Raw genomic sequence first — 20,150 nt, 5'->3', positions numbered from 1 at the left:
GGGTCCCAGTTAGCAGGCGCGAAGAGCTGCGAGCAGCCCTTCGACCGGTTGAAAACGAACATCCAGCTCGGCCAGCAAAACGCTCTGCATGTCCTTGCGGAAGGCGTCGAGCCACGCGTCGGACGCGAGCGGCGCGGCAGCGTTGTTGGCATCCATGGCCTTGGCGAGTCGCGCGGCCGCGGCGCTTGCGTTGACGTGAGCCAGGGCTGACTCCGGCGGCGTGGCTTGAGCGCCGGCCTCGGCTTCGACTTCAACTTCGGCCGACTGCTGCCGCATGGTTTCGGCAGCGGCGGCAGCCTCGGCCTCCGCTTGCGCCGCCCTGCGCTTCTCACCCTCGCGCAAGCGCTCGTAGTGGCCGCCGAGCAGGCCGGGCACCGCGCCGAGCAAAGTCCGCTCGCGCTCGCCAAGTGCACGCTCCATCACCGCATCGACGACCGCGAGCCGCGCGAGCGCCGGTGCCTGCGTCGCCAGCAGCGCGCGCAGCCGGCCGCGCAACGTGCCGATCGCCGTTTCCATCGACTGCTGGAGCGCGAGATAGCGCTGTCGGAACACCGCGTAGTCGGTCTGCGTGTCGACGGCCACGCGCGGCGCCGAGATCCGGACTGACGACGGCGACGGGCCACGCCGCCGTGAGCCGGCGAGCACGCTATCGCTGGCGATTGCGCTCACCAGCGAGCGGCGCACGCGCGTGCACTCTTCCTCTTCCGCACGACCGAACGCGCGCGCGCCACCAGCGACGGCCGGCGGCTTGCCATCCAGCGCCGACGACAACGCGATCGCGTCGGTCCAGCCGAGCCACTGGCTCAGCCGATCCGCAAGCGATTGGCGCGCTTCGGCGACGTCGGCCTCGCCGAGACGGGCCAGTAAGCGAACGAGCGCGGGCCCGCTGAGGGCGCTGCGCTGAGGGGCTTGCAACATACCACCGGACGCAAAAAAGTCAGCAGTTTACACGCTGACGCAGGTGAGTCCGAAGTCGCCCGCTCGATCGTGCGTCGAAAGACAAGGTTTCGCCCGATCGGAGCTGGTCTTCGCGCGTTTTCCCGAGCGCGGTTTTTTGCCGGTAGCGAAGCGGGCCTATCCCTGTATAAGATGAAAGCTGGCGCCTCGCCGCGAGCTTGAACACGGCGCAGCGTCGACAACACACAGAACACACGCAAGGCGGACAGGGAGCATGAAATTCGATACCGTGGTGCTCGGCGCCGGCATCGTCGGGGTGTGCGTCGCCGTGCATCTGCAGAAGCGCGGGCGCGCGGTTGCGCTGATCGACCGTAAGCAGCCGGGCAACGAGACGTCGTTCGGCAACGCCGGGCTGATCCAGCGCGAAGGCGTCTATCCGTACGCGTTTCCGCGCGGGCTCGGCACCCTGCTGCGCTACGCGCGCAACCAGTCGCCCGATGTGCGCTATCACGCCGACGCGATGCTCCAGGTCGCGCCGTTTCTGTGGCGCTACTGGCGCAACTCGCATCCGGCGACGCACGCGGAAATCGCGAAGTCGTACGCGACGCTGATCGAGCATTGCGTCAGCGAACATCGTGCGCTTGCCGCCGACGCCGGTGCGAGCGCGCTGCTGCGGCCGATCGGCTGGATCAAGGTGTTTCGTCACGCCGCCGCGCGCGACGCCGAATCCACGCTCGCCGAACGGTGGCATCGCGAGTACGGCGTCGAGTTCGAAACGCTCGACGCGCCGCGTCTGCAACAGCTCGAACCCGATCTCGACAAGCGCCTGCAAGGCGGGCTGCGCTATCCGCAATCCGATTCGGTCAGCGATCCGAACGCGCTCGTCACTGCGTACGCGCGGTACTTCGAAGCGCTCGGCGGACGGCTCTTCATCGGCGATGCCGATACGCTGCGCGAAGGCTGGCAGGTCGATACGCAGGACGGGGCGATCACCGCCGCGTCGGTGGTGATCGCACTCGGACCGTGGTCGGATCGCGCGAGCGCGCGGCTCGGGTACCGGCTGCCGCTCGCGGTCAAGCGCGGCTATCACATGCACTACGCGCCGCGCCGAAGCGCGCGGCTCAATCATCCGATTCTCGATGTCGAGCACGGCTATGTGCTCGCGCCGATGACGCGCGGCATCCGTTTGACCACGGGCGCCGAAATCGCGCGGCCCGAGGCCGCCAAGACGCCGGTGCAACTCGACGCGGTCGAGCCGATCGCACGCACGCTGTTTCCGCTCGGCGAGCGATTGGACGCCGAACCGTGGATGGGACGCCGCCCATGCACGCCGGACATGATGCCGATCATCGGGCCGGCGACGAAACATCAGGGACTGTGGTTCGCGTTCGGCCATGCGCATCACGGTTTGACGCTCGGACCAGTAACCGGGCGACTGATCGCCGAGATGATGACCGGCGAGCAGACCTTGGTCGATCCGCGGCCGTTTCGGGTCGAGCGGTTTTAGCCGGATTCGGCGCCACAGACACCGGCGCCGGTTGTCGAAATCCGTGCTTGCGATACCCAGTGAGCCTATCTCTCCGCTCACAGGCAAAACGTTGTTTATCCTATAAGTAGCACTCTTCATCGCGCAATTGTCGCGCATCGCACACTCAATCCCTCCTCCTCACACATCACCCAGAGTGACTCGCGCCAAAATTCCTATTGAGAACGCTTCTCAATTACGGAGTGTTTGCATACAATCCGAACCGCAAACACTTTGTAATAAACATGGAATGCTTGGGTAAGGAAACGAACATCCGTCCCGGCTTCCCGAACTCGACGGGGATGAACATGAAGTTGCGGTCCGACGATCCGAAGCTCGGCAAAATCAGCACGACACTATGCGGCGTACTGGCCGCCGGCCCCGCCCTCGCGCAGGGCACCACGGCCGCCGCGCCGCCCGAGCGCGAGGGCCAGCTCGCGCCGATTTCCGTGCAAGGCCAGTCGGACGATGGCTTCAAGACCGATCACTCCGCGTCGGTCAAATTCACCGCGCCGCTCGTCGATACGCCGAAGTCGGTCACCGTGATTCCCGAGGAACTGATTCGCAGCACCGGCGCATCGACGCTGACCGAAGCGCTGCGCACCGTGCCCGGCATCACGTTCGGCGCCGGCGAAGGGGGCAACCCGCTCGGCGACCGGCCGTTCATTCGCGGCTACGACGCGCAGGGCAGCACGTTCGTCGACGGCATGCGCGATGTCGGCGCCACCACGCGCGAAGTGTTCAACATCGACAGCATCGAAGTGACGAAGGGTTCGGACGGCGCGTACGGCGGCCGCGGCGGCGCGGGCGGCAGCATCAACCTGATCACGAAGACGCCGCATCTGGGCACCACCGCCGACGGCAGCGTCGGCCTCGGCACCGACCGCTATCGCCGCTTCACCGCGGACGGCAACTGGCAGATGGCCGACCACGCGGCATTCCGCCTGAACGTGATGAGCCACAACAACGACGTGGCCGGCCGCGACGCGGTCAACAACGAACGCTGGGGCATCGCGCCATCGTTCACGTACGGTCTCGGCACCCCGACCCGCGTGAGCGCAAGCTATTACCATCTCACCACCGACGACCTGCCCGACAGCGGCATTCCGTACTACTACACGACGACCAACAAGCCGGCGAACGTGAGCACGATCTACCCGGCGCCGGTGGATCGCCACAACTTCTACGGTCTGATCGACCGCGACTTCCGCAACACGAGTTCGGATATCGGCACCGTGCGCATCGAGCACGACATCAACAGCGATCTGACGATCCGCAACACGACGCGTTATACGAAGTCGACTCAGGACTACATCTGGACCCAGCCCGATGACAGTCAAGGCAACGTCGTCAACGGCATGGTGTGGCGCCGAGCGAATACGCGCGCGAGCGACGTGTACAGCCTCGCGAACCAGACCGAACTGTTCGGCGAGTTCAAGACTGGCTTCCTGAAGCACAGCTTTACGACCGGCATCGAGTTGTCGCGCGAAACCAGCGTCAACGATTCGTACACGGTGGCGGCCGCGACCGGCGCGATCTGCCGGACCAATGGCATCGGCGCGGCATCGGGCTATAACTGCACGAGTCTGTGGACACCGAATCCGAACGATCCGTGGGCCGGCTCGGTCAGGCAAACCAACGATCCCAGCGAGCAACGCACCACCACCAAATCGATCTACGCGTTCGATACGATCGAATTCACGAAACGCTGGCAGGCCAACGTCGGACTGCGCGTCGACGATTACTCGACCGATCTGCGCAACACCGTCGCCAACGGCGCGACGCGTGTGTCGCGCGACGACACGCTTTTCAACTACCAGTTCGGCCTCGTGTTCAAGCCGGCGTCGAACGGCAGCATCTATGCGTCGATCGCGACGTCGTCGACGCCGGCCGGCGCGCTGCTCGGCCAGGGCAGCGAAACGCAGTCGCTGACGCCGGGCCGTGGCGGCATCGGTCAGAACGCGGCGCAGTTGTCGCCGGAAAAGAACCGTAGCATCGAATTCGGCAGCAAGTGGAACGTACTCGACAACAAGCTGTCGCTGACCGGCGCGCTGTTCCAGATCGACACGACCAATGCGCGCGTGACGCTGCCGGACAACAGCTATGCAATGGTCGGCAACAAGCGCGTGCAGGGCTTCGAGTTCGGCGTGGCCGGTCAGCTGACCAGCAAGTGGCAAGTGTTCGGCGGCTATACGTATCTGAAGAGCGAGTTGCGCGACAACGGCAAAACCACGTCGGACAACGGCCATCAGTTCCCGAACACGCCGAAGAACAGCATCAGCCTGTGGACCAACTACGAAGTGCTGCCGAAGTTCACGATCGGCGGCGGCGCATTCTATATGTCGCAGGTGTATGGCGATACCGCGAATCTGCGGGCGGTGCCGTCGTACTGGCGCTTCGACGGCATGGCGACCTATCGCGTGAACAAGCACGTCGATCTGCAACTGAACGTGCAGAACATGTTCAACCGCACGTACTACGACCAGGCGTACGCGGCGCACTATGCGTCGATCGCCCCGGGCCGCTCCGCGTTCCTGACGCTGAACGCACACTACTGATGTCGCGTGCGATCAACGACGTCACGGTGCGTGCGCTCGCGAGCGTGTCGCGCGATGAACTCGCCGCGATCCTCGCGGGACCACCCGATCGTGCGGCCGCGTGGGTCGCGGCGGCCGCGCGCAACGGCATCGTCGAGGCGCAGGCCGTCTACGGTCAGTACCTGCTCGACGGTCACGGCGTCGAGCGCGACGTCGACGAAGCGTTCGTCTGGTTCCGGCACGCGGCACGCCGCGATCATCCGATGGCGATGAACATGCTCGGCCGCTGCTACGAACATGGCTGGGGTACGGCCGCGTGCGCGCCGGTTGCCGTGTACTGGTATCGGCTCGCCGCGCGGGCCGGCCTCGACTGGGGCATGTACAACTATGCATCGGCGTTGGCGCTCGGTCATGGCATCGAATGCGATCGCGTGCGGGCATTGCGGTGGTTCCGGCGCGCCGCTGAACTCGGGCACGCGAAGTCGCTGAACTTCGTCGGCAGCTTTTACGAGGATGGGTGGACTGTCGATGCCGATGCTGATCTCGCGCTCGACTACTATCGACGCTCCGCGCAAGGCGGCGACTTTCGCGGGCAGTTCAACTATGCGCGGCTGCTAGCGGAACGTGGCGAAATCGCCGAAGCGTTGCAATGGTTGCAGCGTGTGCCGCGCACTGCCACTGCCGCGTTTGTCGTGAAGATGCGGGGCTGGCTGGCCGCTTCCCCGGTCAGCGCTTTCCGCACGCTTGAACGGACCCTCACCGCCAACACGCTGACCAGCGCCACGCCGAATCTGACGCAGGAGCCGCACACATGATGCTGCATCTGCCAGCCATACTCAGCAAACAGCAGGTCGCGCAATGCCGCGAAATGCTCGACACGGCGCAATGGATCGACGGCAACGCGACTTCCGGCCGGCAATCGGCGCAAGCCAAGCGCAACCAGCAGCTGCCCGAAGGCTCGCCTGCCGCGCGCGCGATCGGCGATGCGATTCAGGACGCACTCGGCCGCAATGCGCGCTTCTTTACGGCCGCGTTGCCGCTGAAAGTCTTCCCGCCGCTCTTCAATCGCTATACAGGCGGCGACGGCTTCGGCACGCACGTGGACAATGCGATCCGCCAGCTGCGCGGTACGGACTTCCGCATCCGCAGCGACCTGTCGGCGACGCTGTTCCTGGCCGAGCCCGACACCTACGACGGCGGCGAGCTTTGCATCGAGGACACCTACGGCGTGCATCGCGCGAAACTGCCGGCCGGCGACATGGTGCTCTACCCCGCTTCGAGCCTGCATCACGTGAGCCCGGTCACGCGCGGCGTGCGTGTCGCATCGTTCTTCTGGATCCAGAGCATGGTGCGCGACGACGCTCAGCGCGCGACGCTTTTTCAGCTCGACAACGACGTGCAGACGCTTGCGGCCGAACGAGGGTCGAACGACGCGACCGTCGTGAGCCTCACTGGTATCTATCACAATCTGCTACGTCGCTGGGCCGATGCCTGATCGACGCAAAGCCACAAGCTGTCGATCCAATAAAAAAAAGCCGCGGGCCAAGGGCCCGCGGCGTTCTTCATCGAGCCGGACAAACCTCGATCAGGCCGTCACGGCAGCCCGTCGCGGCGACACTGCCGACACCGCGAAGCTCACGACGATATTCGCGACCAGCGCGATCATGCCGATATACAGCGGATAGTTCTCGTGGCCGAAATGCAGCCCGTACACCGGCTTGAGCCCTTGCGAAATCGCGAGGCCCGTGCCGAGCACGATACCGACGAGCCAGCCGAGGAACAGACCCGTCGTGTTCAGACGGCGCGTGTACAGCGTGAACACGATGGCCGGGAAAATCTGCAGAATCCACACGCCGCCGAGCAGTTGCAGATCGATCGCGTACTGCGTCGGCAGGAACACGATGAACAGCAGCGCGCCGAACTTGACGACCAGCGACACGATCTTCGCGTTGGCCGCCTCGGCTTCGGGCGAGATGTTCGGCGACACCAGCGGACGCCACAGATTACGCGTGAACAGATTCGCCGCGCCGATCGACATGATCGCGGCCGGCACCAGCGCGCTGATCGCAATCGCGGCGGCAGCAAAACCGACGAACCACGACGGGAACAGCGTGCCGAACAGGGTCGGCACCACGTCGCTGGCCGACTTCACGTTCACGCCCGCGGCGATCGCCATATAGCCGAGCAGCGCGATCAGGCCGAGCAGCACCGTGTAGGCGGGCAGGAAGATCGCGTTCTTGCGCACCGTCTTCGCCGACGCCGACGACAGCACCGCCGTCATCGTATGCGGGTACATGAACGCGGCGAGCGCCGAGCCGAGCGCGAGCGATGCAAACGCGGTGTACTGATTCGGCTTCAGCAGGATGCCGGTCGCGCCGCCCTTCGCCTGGAAGTGGGCATCGGCCAGTTCGAACACATGCCCATAGCCGCCCAGCTTCACCGGAATCAGCCATACCGCCGCGATCACGACGATATAGATCATGATGTCCTTGACGAACGCGATCATCGCCGGCGCGCGCAGGCCGCTCGCATACGTATAGAGCGCGAGGATCACGAACGCGACGATCAACGGCAATTCGCCGCTGACGCCGAGCCCCTTGATCACCACCTGCATACCGACCAGCTGCAGCGCGATATACGGCATCGTCGCGACGATGCCGGTCAGCGCGATGGCCGCCGGAAACCACTTGCCGCCGAACTCGCCGTGCACGTAGTCGGCCGCGGTGATGTGGTTCTTCGCATGCGCAACCTTCCACAGCTTCGGCATCACCGCGAACACGAACGGATAAACGATGATCGTGTACGGCAGCGCGAAGAAGCCATACGCACCCACCGAATAGACCAGCGCCGGGACCGCGATCACCGTATAGGCAGTGTAGAAATCGCCGCCTACGAGGAACCACGAAATCACCGTGCCGAACTGCCGGCCGCCGAGACCCCACTCGTGCAACTGGGTCAGATCGCCGCGTTTCCACCGCGCGGCAAAAAAGCCGATCACCGTGACGAGCACGAAGAACGCGATGAAAACCGTCATCGCCACCGGGTTCACAGGATTCATATCGCTCATTTGAGACCTCGATACACGATGTAAATCAGCAGCGAGGTCAACGGCACCCACAGAAACTGATACCAGTAGAAGAACGGAAAGCCCGCGAGCGACGGATGCGTGTCGTTATAGAACGGCAGCCACAGCAGCGCGATATAAGGGATCAGCAAAATGAGCCAGAGCCATGAACGGCCGGCCGAGGGGGAGGTCTCCACGAACGTCTCCTGAGTATTATCGACAGCACGCGCGATGGCTCGTGGCCCGACGCGCGGATGCCCGGTTGCCTGAGGTCAGGCGGGAAATCGGGGAACGTCGCACATTCGCCCGCCAGGCCTCACGCAGCGCGGTATGCGACGGGCATGTAGTATTCGCCTTCACGCGCTTCCTCACAAGCGCGCAACTACGTACGCCGTCTACGTAATATTACGTAGCCCGTTGACTGGCTCTTTCAACGATGAAACTCAAAGCGAAGATTGTGCTGCTCGCGATCGTGCCCTTTCTGGTGGCAATCGCCAGCATCGAGACGGGCGTGCGCCGCGAAGCGACGGCGCTCGCCGAGCGGCAGCACGCGACCACCCAGGCCGCCTACATGGCCAGCAAGGAGGTCGAGCTCAAGCACTACGTCGAACTCGCGACCACCGCGATCGCGCCGCTCTACGAAGCCGGCGGCGACAACGCGCGCGACGACGCGCTGCTGCGCACGCGCGCGCTCGCGGTGTTGGAGAAGATGAATTTCGGCGAGGACGGCTACTTCTTCGTCTACGACATGCACGGCCGCACGCTGATGCATCCGCGTGAGCCGGATCTGGTGGGTCGGGACCTGTGGTCGTTGCGCGATAGCCAGGGCACGCCGACGATCCAGCAACTGCTCGCCGCGGCCGCGCGCGGCGGCGGCTACGTGCGCTATCTGTGGCATCGGCCGTCGACCGGCAAGGAGGAGTCGAAACTCGGCTACGTGGTGCCGCTCGAGCGCTGGGGCTGGATGCTCGGCACCGGCATCTATCTCGACGACGTCGACACGGCGCTCGCGCATATCGACGCCGAGGCCGCGGCCAATATCGATCGCACGATGCAATGGATCGACGCGATCGCGGTGGCCGGCCTCGCGGTCATCGCGCTGTGCGCGCTGGTGCTGAACGTAACCGAATATCGCAGCGCCGACGCGAAGCTGAAGCGGCTCGCGCAGCAGGTCGTCGAGTCGCAGGAAAACGAGCGCGCGCGCCTGTCGCGCGAATTGCACGACGGCATCAGCCAGATGATGGTGTCCGTGAAGCTGCTGCTCGAATCGGCGCTCGCGCGGCTCGAACGCGGCGACGCGCGCGTGCCCGCCGCCGAGGCCGCGTTGTCCACCGGACTCACGCGGCTTGGCGATACGCTGCGCGAAGTCCGGCGCATATCTCATGCGCTGCGACCGTCGATGCTCGACGATCTCGGCGTCGCCGCCGCGCTCGAACAGCTGACGCGCGAACTCGGCGACGAGTCCGGCATCGCGATCGGCTTCACGCAGATCGCGCACACGCATGCGGCCACCTTGCCCGATACCGTCAACACCGTGCTGTTTCGCATCGCCCAGGAAGCGCTGACGAACATCGTGCGGCACGCGCAGGCTTCGAGCGCGGCGCTGGCGCTCGAAGTCTCGCGCGATGCGGTCACGCTGACGATCTCCGACAACGGCCGCGGCTTCGATGTGACCGAAGCATTCGTCGGCGGACGCGAAGGTGTCGGCCTGCGCAACATGCGCGAACGGCTCGAAGCGCTCGGCGGCACGCTATCGTTGAACTCGGAGGCGGGACACACCGTCGTCGCCGCGCGCGTGCCGTTGCCGACGATGCATGTCACGGTCCCGCCCCTGCAGGAACTCTCTTCATGAACGACACGACCTCTCCTTCCGTCGCGCGTCTGCTGCTCGTCGACGATCATCCGCTGGTGCGCGACGGTTTGCGCGCACGCCTCGAAGCCGTGCGTCATTTCGAAGTGGTCGGCGAAGCGGGCGACGCGCAGGAAGCGCTCGCACTGGCCGAACGTCAGTCGCCGCATCTCGCGCTGATGGATGTCGGCATGAAAAGCGGCATGAACGGCATCGCGTTGGCCGGCCTTTTTCACGAGCGTTTTCCGGCGATTCGCGTGCTGATGCTTTCCATGCACGACAACCTCGAATACGTGACGCAAGCGGTGCGCGCGGGCGCGAGCGGCTACGTGCTGAAGGATTCGCCGGCGCTCGAAATCATTCAGGCGATCGGCGCGGTGCTCGACGGCAAGACGTTCTTCAGCGCGGAGTTGAGCGCGCGGCTGATCCAGGCGTCGGCGACGCAATCGCCGGTCGAACGTTTGACGCCGCGCGAACGCGACATTCTCGACGCGCTTGCCGAGGGACTGTCGAGCAAGCAGATCGCGCAGCGCACCGATCTTTCAGTGCGAACCGTGGAGACGCATCGGCTGAATCTGAAGCGCAAGCTCGATATCGAAGGACAAGCCGAGTTGATCAAGTTCGCGGTCGAGAATCGGCGCAGCAAGCGTTGAGCTTCGCGGGCGCGCGATAATGAGCGCTCCACACCTGGAGCGACCACAGCATGAAACGCGTGTTCGAACTGAGTCTCGCCAGCCTGATGCTCTGCGCGGCCACGGCTCAGGTTCATGGCGAACCGGCGCGCGTCAATCGCGGCCACGATCCATTCCTGCAGATCTCCAAAGCGATCGCCGATTGCCCGACACCGCTCGGCCCGTTCGAAACCGAAAAGGAATGGCTCGACGATAGCCATTACCGCATCGAACGCGGCAATAGCTGCTGGATCGAAGGCCGTTGCCGTTTGCCGAACGCGTATTTGTACGACGCTGAAATCGCCGAGAGCGTGCAACGGCGTCTTGCGAATCTGAACGTCGCGACGCACTGGCGCGAGCAATCGACGCTGTGGCTCACGCTGCAACGCCGTTTCATTTACGTCGAAGGCTGCGTCGCGCCGGGCTTCGACAAGAAGGCTTTCCTCGGCGAACTCGCGAAAACGGCGGACGTCGAGCGCGTAATCGACAACACGATCACCGATCCTCATGCCGCGCGGTTGCCGTACCGCACCCAGGCGGACCCGGATAAGCCCGTGCTGGACCCGGGCAATTAATACTCTAAAAGGCGGCGTTTTCCTCGATCCCGCCCACGTCTACCTATATAGACAAACGTCGATAGCAACGCAGAATTCCTTCGTTTGGCCTTTGTAACGTCATTGCTACCATCAGCGGCCCTACCTTACGGTCCGCAATAACAATGACAACACTTCGATTTCGCCGTGCCAACTATTGCCCTTCATTGCGTCTCGGCCTGATCGGCGCCGCCGTCGCGAGCCTCGTCACGCTCGTCTCGTGCGGCGAGGACAACCTGCCGACGGCCTCCGCCGCGTCGAGCGCCGCGCCCGCGTCCACACCGGTCGTCGCGCAGAAGCGGCCGAACATCCTGTACATCATGGCCGACGACCTCGGCTACTCCGACATCCACGCGTTCGGCGGCGAAATCAACACACCCAATCTCGATGCGCTCGTGCAAAGCGGCCGTATCCTGACGAATCACCACACGGGCACCGTCTGCGCGATCACGCGCTCGATGCTGATCTCGGGCACCGATCACCATCTGGTCGGCGAAGGCACGATGGGCGTGCCGACCGACGAACGCAAGGGCCTGCCGGGATACGAAGGCTATCTGAACGACCGCGCGCTATCGGTGGCGCAGTTGCTGAAGGACGGCGGGTATCACACGTACATGGCCGGCAAGTGGCACATCGGCTCGGGCATCGTCGGCAGCGCGACGGGCAGCGGGCAGACGCCGGACCAATGGGGTTTCGAGCACAGCTACGCGCTGCTCGGCGGCGCCGCGACCAATCACTTCGCGCACGAACTGGCCGGCTCGCAGAACTACACCGAAGACGGCAAGTACGTGCAGCCGGGCCAGCCGGGACAACCGGGCGGCGCCGGCGGCAGCCCGGCCGTGTTCTATTCGACCGACTTCTACACGCAGCGCCTGATCTCCTATATCGATTCGAACAAGGGCGACGGCAAGCCGTTCTTCGCATATGCGGCCTATACGTCCCCGCATTGGCCGCTACAGGTGCCCGAACCTTATCTGCACAACTACGTCGGCAAATACGATGCCGGTTATGACGCGATCCGCGATGCGCGTATCGCCCGGCAGAAGGCGCTCGGCATCATTCCCCAGGACTTCGTGCCGTACGGCGGTGCATCGGAGACGCTGGCCGCGAGCCCGGCCACAGCGAACAACGGCACCGCGAACGCCAAATACGTGAGCGCCGTACACAGCGCCGCGCAGGGCTACACCGATTACGGCCCCGGTTACGTGAACAAGAAGTGGGACAGCCTGTCGCCGGCCGAGAAGAAGGCGCAGGCCCGCTACATGGAAATCTACGCGGGCATGGTCGAGAATCTCGACCACAACATTGGCCTGTTGATCCAGCATCTGAAGGACATCGGCGAATACGACAATACGTTCATCATGTTCCAGTCGGATAACGGCGCGGAAGGCTGGCCGATCGATTCCGGCGCGGACCCGACCGCCACCGACACCGCGAACGCGACCGATCCGACCTACTCGCAACTCGGCACCGACAACGGTAAGCAGAACGCCCAACGTCTGCAATACGGTTTGCGTTGGGCTGAGGTCAGCGCGACGCCGTTCCGCCTGACCAAGGGTTATTCGGGCGAAGGCGGCGTGTCGACACCGCTGATCGTGCATTTGCCGGGTCAGACTGCGCAGAAGCCGTCGCTGCGTGAATTCACTCACGTGACGGACAACACCGCGACCTTCCTCGCGGTCGCGCAAATTGCGCCACCGACCACAGCCGCGCCCGCGCTGATCAACACGCTGACCGGCGTCGATCAGAACAAGGGCAAGGTGGTCTACAACAACCGCTACGTGTATCCGATCACCGGCCAATCGCTGCTGCCGCTGCTCGAGGATCAGAGCACGGCGCCCGTGCATAGCGCGTCGTTCGGCGATGAGGCGTACGGCCGCGGTTATCTGCGCAGCGCCGACGGCCGCTGGAAAGCATTGTGGACGGAACCGCCGCTCGGCCCCGTCGACGGTCACTGGCAGCTGTACGACATGAGCGCCGATCGCGGCGAAACGCAGGACGTGTCCACGCAGAATCCTTCGATCATCGATGGTCTCGTGCAGCAGTGGAACAACTATATGACCAGCGTCGGCGGCGTCGAGCCGTTGCGTCCGCGCGGTTACTACTGAGCACACGATGGCGTTTTCATTCAAGCTCAAAGGCGGCGTGGCGCTGTATGGCGCATACGCCGCGATCGCCGCGGTTGCGTTCGCCGCCGCGTTTGCCGCGCCCTCCATTAGTGCGGCGAGCGCGGCGGTATTCGGCGGTGGCCCATCCAGCGCATTCGACAGGCTGAACCGCTCGCGTCCGCTCGCCGCGCTCGGCTCCGAACAGCAATGCGAGCGTTACTCGGGCTTGCCGGCGCGTTGGCGCGACGACTCACGGGCAGGCATGGTGCATCTGCACGGCGGCGACTTCGTGTTCGGCAGCAAGCTGGGTTACGAAGACGAGCGCCCGGCCGGCGACGGCAAGACGCACGTCGCAAGTTTCTGGATCGACCAGACCGACGTTACGAACGCGCAGTTCGCCGCGTTCGTGCGCGCGACCGGCTACGTCAGCGATGCGCAGCGCCAGGGCGGCGCGGTCGTGTTTCACACGCCGACGCGCGAAGAAATGAACGCGCGCGATCTGGCGTGGTGGAGCTGGGTCAAAGGCGCTGCGTGGAACCATCCGAGCGGCCCCGGCAGCACTCTCGACGGCAAGATGAATCAACCGGTGACGATGGTTACGCAGGCCGATGCGCTCGCGTACGCACACTGGCTCGGCCGCGATCTGCCGACCGAAGCCGAATGGGAATACGCGGGCAAAGCCGGCCATGAAGGTGCCGACCTCGACACCGCGCCGCGCGACGCGCACGGCAAGCCGAGCGCGAACTACTGGCAAGGCGTGTTTCCGGTGCTCAACACCGGCGAGGACGGTCACGTCGGCCTCTCACCGGTCGGCTGTTATGCGGCGAACGACTTCAGGCTTTACGACATGATCGGCAATGCGTGGGAATGGACCAAGGACGTGTACACGGGAGCGCACCAGTCGCATACGAACGGCGATACCGCGGCCGTGGCGCCGCTCAGCCGTCGCCACGATACGCCGATGGTCATCAAGGGCGGCTCGTTCCTGTGCTCGCGCGACTATTGCGTCAGGTATCGCGCGGCGTCGCGCGAGCAGCAGGAAGCCGATTTGCCGGCCTCGCATATCGGCTTTCGCACCGTGGCGAGGGATGCGTCATGAAGCGATATACGATTGCCGCGCTTGCGTTCGCGGTGTTGACCGCTTTGCTGCCTGAACCCGCGCCTGCTGCCTCGCAGACGATCAGAGTCGGCGTGAGTTCGGGCGCGCAAGCGGAGATCATGAACGAAGTGCGCCGCGTCGCCGCGACGAGAGGTCTGGCGCTCGACGTCGTGGTGTTCGATCAGCCGTCGCGGATCGACGCAGCGCTCGTCGCAAAACAGATCGACGTCGCCAGCGGCGAAGACGAACCCACCCTCGACGCACAGCGCAAACTGTATGGCTATGCACTGACGAGCGTGGCCACGACCGTCACGTTTCCGCTCGCGCTGTACTCGCGCAAGCTGACGAACCTCGTGCAATTGCAACGCGGTGCTACGATCGCGATCCCCGACGACCCCGCCGGCACCGCACGCGCGCTGATCCTTCTGCAAAATGAAACGCTGCTGACGTTCCGCGACAGCGCGGCCCTGCATGCGACGCTCGCCGACATCACGAGCAACCGGCTGCATCTGAAGATCCGCCGGGTGCCGCGCACGCATCTGTACGACTCGTTGAACAGCGTCGCGTTCGCGGTGATCGACAGCGACACGGCGGCGCGTTCAGGTCTTCGCCCCGCTCGCGATGGTCTCAGTCTCGAAGACGCGCGCTCGCCGTATGCGAACGTGTTGGCCGTGCGCGACAGCGATCGCGATGTCGCATGGGTCGCGCAACTGGTCTCCGCCTATCATTCGAACGACGTCGCACATTTCATTCTCACGCGTTATCAGGACTCGGTGCGTCGGCCGTGGTGAACACGTTTTCGTTTTCCTGCTCCGCGTGCGGTCGATGCTGCAACAGTCCGCCCTCGATGACGCTGGCGGAGCTGTTTCGCCATCCTGACCGGTTCATCGGCTGCATCGCGATCGGACGCGTGGCGCGCAGGCGGGCCGGCGAACGGCTGCGCGTCGGCCGACATGAAGCCGTGCTCGACGAAGCCGACTGCGCGCAGTTCGAGGCGCTCGCGGATACGCTGCTGTATCGCGCGGGCGACACCTTCAGCATCGTCTCACAGGGCTTCGACTATGCGTCGCTCGCGCGCTGCCCTGCTCTGGCCGACGACGGGCGCTGCGCGATTCATCTGCAAGGCAAGCCGCTGACCTGCGAAGTGGTGCCGCTCGACCCGCTCGTACCGGACAGCCTGCAACACCTGGTACTGGCACAACGCGCCGATAGCGCCGTCTATGTCGGCAGCGCATGCATTCAGCAAGGCAAACGCGACGATGCGCCGTTGCTGATCGACGAGGGCCGCATTGCCGATCGGCATGCGCAGGATGCGCTCGCGCGGCGGCGTCGCGCGCTCGAACAGGAGCGCGCAATCTGGACGCAAGCCGTGTTCGACGCATTGCGCGCCGACCTGTTCGATTCGCCCGCCGCACTCGCACGCATTCCCGCGGGCGGCTTTCTGACGATCTCGCTCGTGCCGGCACTGCTGAGCGTCGCGGCGGCATCCGCGCGCTGCCGCGAGTTGTGTATCGACTATATCGACAGCCAGTTGGCGTTGATCGAACGCAGCATCGCGCAAGCGCTCACGCGGCGCCGGCTCGACGATCGTCCGGCCACCCAGCAATTGCGTGGCTTTGCCACTGCGTATCAACAAGCGAAAGCACGCCTCGTCGAGGCGGCTGCCGTCGAACACATCAGCGTCACGGTCGCCGCGCGCCTCGACATCGAAGCGTATCTGTGCGGCGCCGTTCACTGATCCGTCGGCGCTTCGACAGGTTCGCAGCGCTTTTCAAAGCTGCGTGTCCAGCAGCCGCACGAACTTTTCGACGATCTTCTCGGTGAGCGAGCGCCGCGTCCATGCTTCCAGCGTGACGCGCTTCGACTTCGCGATGTCGTCGTCGAATACGGAGGTCTGCTGCCTGGCGAAATCGCGGTCGTAGATGTTCAGGTTCGCTTCGTCGTTCAACTTGAACGAGCGGCTGTCGAAGTTCGTCGAACCGACCGACACCAGGTACTCGTCGACCACCAGCAACTTGCAATGGAACATGGTCGGCTGGTACTCGTAGATTTCGACACCCGCCTTCAATAGATCGCCCCAGCAAGCACGTGACGCTTCGCGCACCGTGTGCGTGTCGATGCGTTTGCCCGGCGTAACGATCTGTACTTTGACGCCGCGTTTCGCCGCTTCGACGATCGCGTTGATGGTGAGCTTGTCGGGCACGAAGTACGCGCTCGCAAGCTGCAAACTGTGCGTGGCGGCGGTGATGGCCATCAGATACATCAACTGCATGTCGTCGCTGCCGCCCGACGGCGAACTGCTGAACATATGCGCGAGACCCTCACCCTCTCCTTTCGGCTCGGCGTCGATGTGCGGGAAATAGTCGGGACCGTGCAATACGCAGCCGGTGGTCTTGATCCAGTTGTCCATGAACACGGCCTGCATATGACCGACCACCGGACCCGTCACGCGGAAATGCGTATCGCGCCAATGCTTTTCGTCCTGCGCATTGCCAGTCCACTCCGGCGCAATGCCGACTCCGCCCGTAAAACCTATCCGGCCGTCGATCACCAATAGTTTGCGGTGCGTGCGATCGTTCATACGACCGAGTCCGGTCCAATGCGGCTTGTGATACTTGACCACTTCGGCGCCGGCCTCACGCAGCAGTTGCAGATAGCGCTGGTCCATTTTCGACGAACCGACCCAGTCGAGCAGTATATGCACGGCGACACCTTCACGTGCCTTATCGGCAAGCGCACGCGCTATCTGCTCGCCGATCTCCCCAGACCAGTAAATGAACGTTTCAAACGTGATGGTTTTGCGCGCCGAGCGAATGCCTTCGAGCATCGACGGAAAGATCTGGTCGCCGTTGAGGAGCATCTCGAAGCGATTACCCGGTCCCACGGGCGGACCGAGCAATAGACCCATCGAGCGGAGGAATTGCGGATCTTCGCTCTTATAGAGCCGCTCGATCCTGTGTTCAATTTTCTTCTCGCCGCTCGACAGATTGGCGATCACGAGAACGATCACGAGCGTGACGAACGCGGTAATAGGAATAGTCAGCATGCGTGGCCTCGATGGCAGGCGGCGGGACACGACATGCGCGTCCCGCGTTCGACGGAAGAGTGCCGGACTCGTACCTGGCTTTCATTATCCTCACGTCGTGCACGGCGCGTGCCCGGGCCGGGACCGCGCCTTGCTTGCCGGCTTCCAACGCTTTATCTGACCAATGCGAATGCCTCGCGACTTGCTATTTCGCCCGCGCCGAATACGCCGATGACCGTATAGTCCGACGCCACGCATTCGAACGTCGAAGCCTGAAACGTAATGACGAAATGCCGCCGCGCGGGTGCCCCGGGATCAATGGCCATGGAACCGGTCGCCACGGCAGCAAGCTCCGCGCATAACGACGAATTGACCACTTCATGCACCGAGCAGCCGGTGAGACCTTGCTCCGCGAGCGGATGAATGACGAGATCGTCATCACCCGGCGGGCCAAGACGATGAAACACGGTGTCGGCAAACAACACCGCGCAAAAAGGATCGTCGTCGGCATCGAATGGCCCGAACCGTTCAAAGTCCGACTCCGCGATCGGATATGTGAGGATCACGCGACGATCGCTGGCGACGATGAATGGTTCGGCGGCGTCGGCCGCCGGACGAGGAGCGGAGTCCAGCAGGAAGATCTGATCTTCCTGCCGGGATGCATCGAACGGGCTAACCATCTACTTCACGACTCCGCGGCTATTACGCGGCCGGTTGCGCCTCGGGCGCTTGCGGAGCTGCCGCGACGGGCGCAGCCGCGCTCTTCGCAGCAGCCTTGCGCGCCGGTGCTTTTCTTGCCGTCTTCACGGCGTTTTTGCGGCCAGCGGTTGTCTTCACCGTGGCTTTCCGGCTTGCCGGGGTCGCTTTTTTGGCTGCGGCCTTTTTCACGGCCGTCTTGCGCGTTGCCTTTTTCGCCACTGCTTTTTTCGCCGTGGTCTTCTTGCCTACCGCACTCGCGGTTGCTTTCGGCTGGCCGCTCTTTGCCGCCGCTTTGGCCGCTTTCGGAGCGGCGGCCCCGGTCGCGCCATCGATCAGGAATTTGCTGCGGTCCTTGACGGCGGCAAGCCATGCCGGCGCCGGACCGCGGCCGCTCCAGGTCGCACCGGTTTTCGGATCCAGGTACTTCGGCGGCTGTGCACCTTTCGGCTGACCTTTGCCGCGCTTCGCGGCGGGAGTCGCCGCGGCTTTGCTTTCGCTCGCAGCGTCGATCAGGAACACCGTGCGGTCCTTCACGCCGGCGATCCAGCCAGGCGCGCGGCCATGACCCGTCCAGGTCGCGCCGGTTTTATGGTCGCGGTACTTCGCCGGCGTTGCCGATTTGGCGGCTTTGCTCGCGCCAGCCGGTCTTCCCCGACCCGTACCCGCATTGCCATTCAGACCTCGCGCGGCACGTCGTGCCTTCGCCTGTGCTTCGATATCGGCAGTCGTGAGACCGTGCTTGAGCATCAATTCGCGAATCTGATCGACCGCGGCTTGTGCTTTTCTGGCAATGAGAACGTCAGCTTGCTCCTGGAGCTTCTTAAGCTTTGCTTGGATTTGCTCTAACGAAGGCATTTGATTGCTCCTTATGTGGTAATCGTCGAACTATGCCATGAATGAAGGAAGAAAGGCAGTCTATTGACCTATCCCTGGCTTCAATACATCGATACGGACGCCGATGCAGCGTTCAAATAACAAAAGCTTTCGGGTTTTCAACCAGGTCTTCGAAGCTTTCTTCCTTTTCCTTCCCTCCTGATTCGTCTTTTTCATTTCGGTTCCACCACTCAGATCGGCGTAAAAACGACGACCTGGCGATCGGCAATGTACCTCACACTCCGTATAAAGCGGTAGTGTTGACCGTCCGCGGTTATCCGGTTCAGGCCCAGGCAGGTCAGTAGTAGCATTTCGTCTGCCTGGAAAGCATCGACGACCCCGGAATCCGTTAAATCCTCCAATGCACCGGATGGATTTCCGACATATACGCTGCGCGCCTGCTTGCCGATCCGCATGACGACCACGCTTTTTCCCTCGTCGAGGGCCAATTCGAGAAAGCTCGCGAGCGTGCGCAACGACTCCGGTGTGCACGTCCTGGTCTGATAGATCGCTGCATTCGATGGCGTCATTTGTGTTTCCCCGTCATCCGCATCAGCTGCCAAAAAGGGCGCCGCCGTGCTTTCCGGCATTAGTCGCTTCTACTATAGCCCGGCATTTGGATATTCAAAGGAGAGTAGTCCACTTTTTATTTGAATTCGGTCTTTTTTCGTGGTCCGCTTTAGCGACCGGATTCAAGCGTGCGCGAAACGCCACGGACGATGCGTGCAAACACGCAGTCGCCGCGTCCGTAACGCGCCGTTACCGATCTTGCAGGACCTGTTGCGCCTGCACCGGCGCCGTCCATTTACACTTCATGTCCGTAGCCGGCGGCGGATCTATCGCCAATAGAGAGTCCAATGTCAGCCGCCATGCTCGCGGCGGCTATTGAAAACGACGCCGGGCCACCCTATTTTCGATCCACACAAACACGACGGTACTTCCAATGAAAGCTGGTTTAATTCGAACCGCCCTCGGGGCAATGGCAGTCTCTTTGGCAATGGCCGGCACCGCGAACGCGGCCGGTTGCCTGAAAGGAGCGGTCGTAGGCGGCGTCGCCGGGCACTATGCGGGACATCATGCGGTGGTCGGCGCGGTCGGCGGCTGTATCGTCGGACGGCATATGGCCAAAAAGCACGCCGAAGAACAGCAGGCGGCGGTTCAGGCCGCGCCGCATCAGCAGGCCAGAATGCAGTAACTGGAGAACTGCGGG

Annotated in this window: 19 protein-coding genes; 12 read left to right on the top strand and 7 right to left on the bottom strand. The window is 63.6% G+C overall.

Annotated elements, in window-relative coordinates; all coding sequences use genetic code 11:
* Positions 1-9 precede the first annotated feature (9 nt).
* Positions 10-918 (bottom strand): DUF3348 domain-containing protein, encoded by a 909-nt coding sequence (locus L0U84_RS22510; RefSeq protein ID WP_233852764.1) that lies wholly within the window; start codon positions 916-918, stop codon positions 10-12.
* A gap of 253 nt (positions 919-1,171) precedes the next feature.
* On the opposite strand from L0U84_RS22510, the gene L0U84_RS22505 reads away from it, so the two are divergent.
* The 4 genes from L0U84_RS22505 to L0U84_RS22490 all read left to right on the top strand — a co-directional run bounded on the left by L0U84_RS22505 (position 1,172) and on the right by L0U84_RS22490 (position 6,454).
* Positions 1,172-2,404: an NAD(P)/FAD-dependent oxidoreductase gene (locus L0U84_RS22505; protein WP_233852763.1), complete on the top strand. Its 1,233-nt coding sequence runs from the start codon at positions 1,172-1,174 to the stop codon at positions 2,402-2,404.
* Between the two features lie 326 nt (positions 2,405-2,730).
* Positions 2,731-4,980 (top strand): TonB-dependent receptor, encoded by a 2,250-nt coding sequence (locus L0U84_RS22500; RefSeq protein ID WP_233852761.1) that lies wholly within the window; start codon positions 2,731-2,733, stop codon positions 4,978-4,980.
* Positions 4,980-5,774: a tetratricopeptide repeat protein gene (locus L0U84_RS22495; protein ID WP_233852759.1), complete on the top strand. Its 795-nt coding sequence runs from the start codon at positions 4,980-4,982 to the stop codon at positions 5,772-5,774. The genes L0U84_RS22500 and L0U84_RS22495 overlap by 1 nt, the downstream gene beginning before the upstream one ends.
* Positions 5,771-6,454 carry a Fe2+-dependent dioxygenase gene (locus L0U84_RS22490; protein ID WP_233852756.1) on the top strand — a complete coding sequence of 228 codons (684 nt, stop codon included), beginning with the start codon at positions 5,771-5,773 and terminating at the stop codon, positions 6,452-6,454. Before L0U84_RS22495 ends, L0U84_RS22490 begins: the two co-directional genes overlap by 4 nt.
* 90 nt (positions 6,455-6,544) lie before the next feature.
* Here L0U84_RS22490 and mctP read toward each other — a convergent pair whose 3' ends face one another.
* Both mctP and L0U84_RS22480 read right to left on the bottom strand, forming a co-directional pair.
* On the bottom strand, positions 6,545-8,026 hold the full coding sequence (gene mctP, locus L0U84_RS22485; protein WP_233852755.1) for a monocarboxylate uptake permease MctP: 1,482 nt from the start codon (positions 8,024-8,026) through the stop codon (positions 6,545-6,547).
* Positions 8,023-8,220, bottom strand: coding sequence for a DUF3311 domain-containing protein (locus L0U84_RS22480; RefSeq protein WP_062138256.1), 198 nt, complete (start codon positions 8,218-8,220; stop codon positions 8,023-8,025). The genes mctP and L0U84_RS22480 overlap by 4 nt, the downstream gene beginning before the upstream one ends.
* A 239-nt stretch (positions 8,221-8,459) precedes the next feature.
* On the opposite strand from L0U84_RS22480, the gene L0U84_RS22475 reads away from it, so the two are divergent.
* From L0U84_RS22475 to L0U84_RS22445, 7 genes are all read left to right on the top strand, one after another.
* Entirely contained in the window at positions 8,460-9,875 is a 1,416-nt protein-coding gene (locus L0U84_RS22475; protein WP_233852753.1) for a cache domain-containing protein, read from the top strand.
* The gene (locus tag L0U84_RS22470; RefSeq protein WP_233852751.1) at positions 9,872-10,525 is read left to right on the top strand and encodes a response regulator; all 654 of its coding nucleotides are present in this window, start codon (positions 9,872-9,874) and stop codon (positions 10,523-10,525) included. Before L0U84_RS22475 ends, L0U84_RS22470 begins: the two co-directional genes overlap by 4 nt.
* A 50-nt stretch (positions 10,526-10,575) precedes the next feature.
* The gene (locus L0U84_RS22465) at positions 10,576-11,118 is read left to right on the top strand and encodes a hypothetical protein (RefSeq protein WP_233852750.1); all 543 of its coding nucleotides are present in this window, start codon (positions 10,576-10,578) and stop codon (positions 11,116-11,118) included.
* Between the two features lie 143 nt (positions 11,119-11,261).
* The gene (locus L0U84_RS22460; RefSeq protein ID WP_233852748.1) at positions 11,262-13,244 is read left to right on the top strand and encodes an arylsulfatase; all 1,983 of its coding nucleotides are present in this window, start codon (positions 11,262-11,264) and stop codon (positions 13,242-13,244) included.
* A gap of 7 nt (positions 13,245-13,251) precedes the next feature.
* Positions 13,252-14,343, top strand: a complete 1,092-nt coding sequence (locus tag L0U84_RS22455; protein WP_233852747.1) for a formylglycine-generating enzyme family protein — start codon at positions 13,252-13,254, stop codon at positions 14,341-14,343.
* Complete coding sequence (locus L0U84_RS22450; protein ID WP_233852746.1) at positions 14,340-15,134, top strand: MetQ/NlpA family lipoprotein; 795 nt, start codon at positions 14,340-14,342, stop codon at positions 15,132-15,134. Before L0U84_RS22455 ends, L0U84_RS22450 begins: the two co-directional genes overlap by 4 nt.
* A gap of 56 nt (positions 15,135-15,190) precedes the next feature.
* Positions 15,191-16,081: a hypothetical protein gene (locus L0U84_RS22445; protein WP_233852745.1), complete on the top strand. Its 891-nt coding sequence runs from the start codon at positions 15,191-15,193 to the stop codon at positions 16,079-16,081.
* Positions 16,082-16,114: 33 nt separating this feature from the next.
* Here the strand turns inward: L0U84_RS22445 and cls are convergent, their stop codons facing one another.
* From cls to L0U84_RS22425, 4 genes are all read right to left on the bottom strand, one after another.
* Positions 16,115-17,389 (bottom strand): cardiolipin synthase, encoded by a 1,275-nt coding sequence (gene cls, locus L0U84_RS22440; protein ID WP_233852744.1) that lies wholly within the window; start codon positions 17,387-17,389, stop codon positions 16,115-16,117.
* Between the two features lie 152 nt (positions 17,390-17,541).
* Positions 17,542-18,048, bottom strand: coding sequence for a hypothetical protein (locus L0U84_RS22435; RefSeq protein ID WP_233852743.1), 507 nt, complete (start codon positions 18,046-18,048; stop codon positions 17,542-17,544).
* 22 nt (positions 18,049-18,070) lie between these two features.
* On the bottom strand, positions 18,071-18,922 hold the full coding sequence (locus L0U84_RS22430; protein ID WP_233852741.1) for an H-NS family nucleoid-associated regulatory protein: 852 nt from the start codon (positions 18,920-18,922) through the stop codon (positions 18,071-18,073).
* Positions 18,923-19,131: 209 nt separating this feature from the next.
* A complete protein-coding gene (locus L0U84_RS22425; RefSeq protein ID WP_326491221.1) occupies positions 19,132-19,470 on the bottom strand; it encodes a hypothetical protein in 339 nt (112 codons plus the stop codon).
* 413 nt (positions 19,471-19,883) lie between these two features.
* Between L0U84_RS22425 and L0U84_RS22420 the strand changes: the two genes are divergently transcribed.
* Positions 19,884-20,135 (top strand): hypothetical protein, encoded by a 252-nt coding sequence (locus tag L0U84_RS22420; RefSeq protein WP_233852736.1) that lies wholly within the window; start codon positions 19,884-19,886, stop codon positions 20,133-20,135.
* The last annotated feature ends 15 nt before the right edge of the window (positions 20,136-20,150 follow it).

This window comes from Paraburkholderia sp. HD33-4, assembly GCF_021390635.1.
GTDB lineage: Bacteria > Pseudomonadota > Gammaproteobacteria > Burkholderiales > Burkholderiaceae > Paraburkholderia.
The sequence above is the reverse complement of the archived record's forward strand: the minus strand, read 5'-3'. Positions and strand labels throughout refer to the sequence as shown.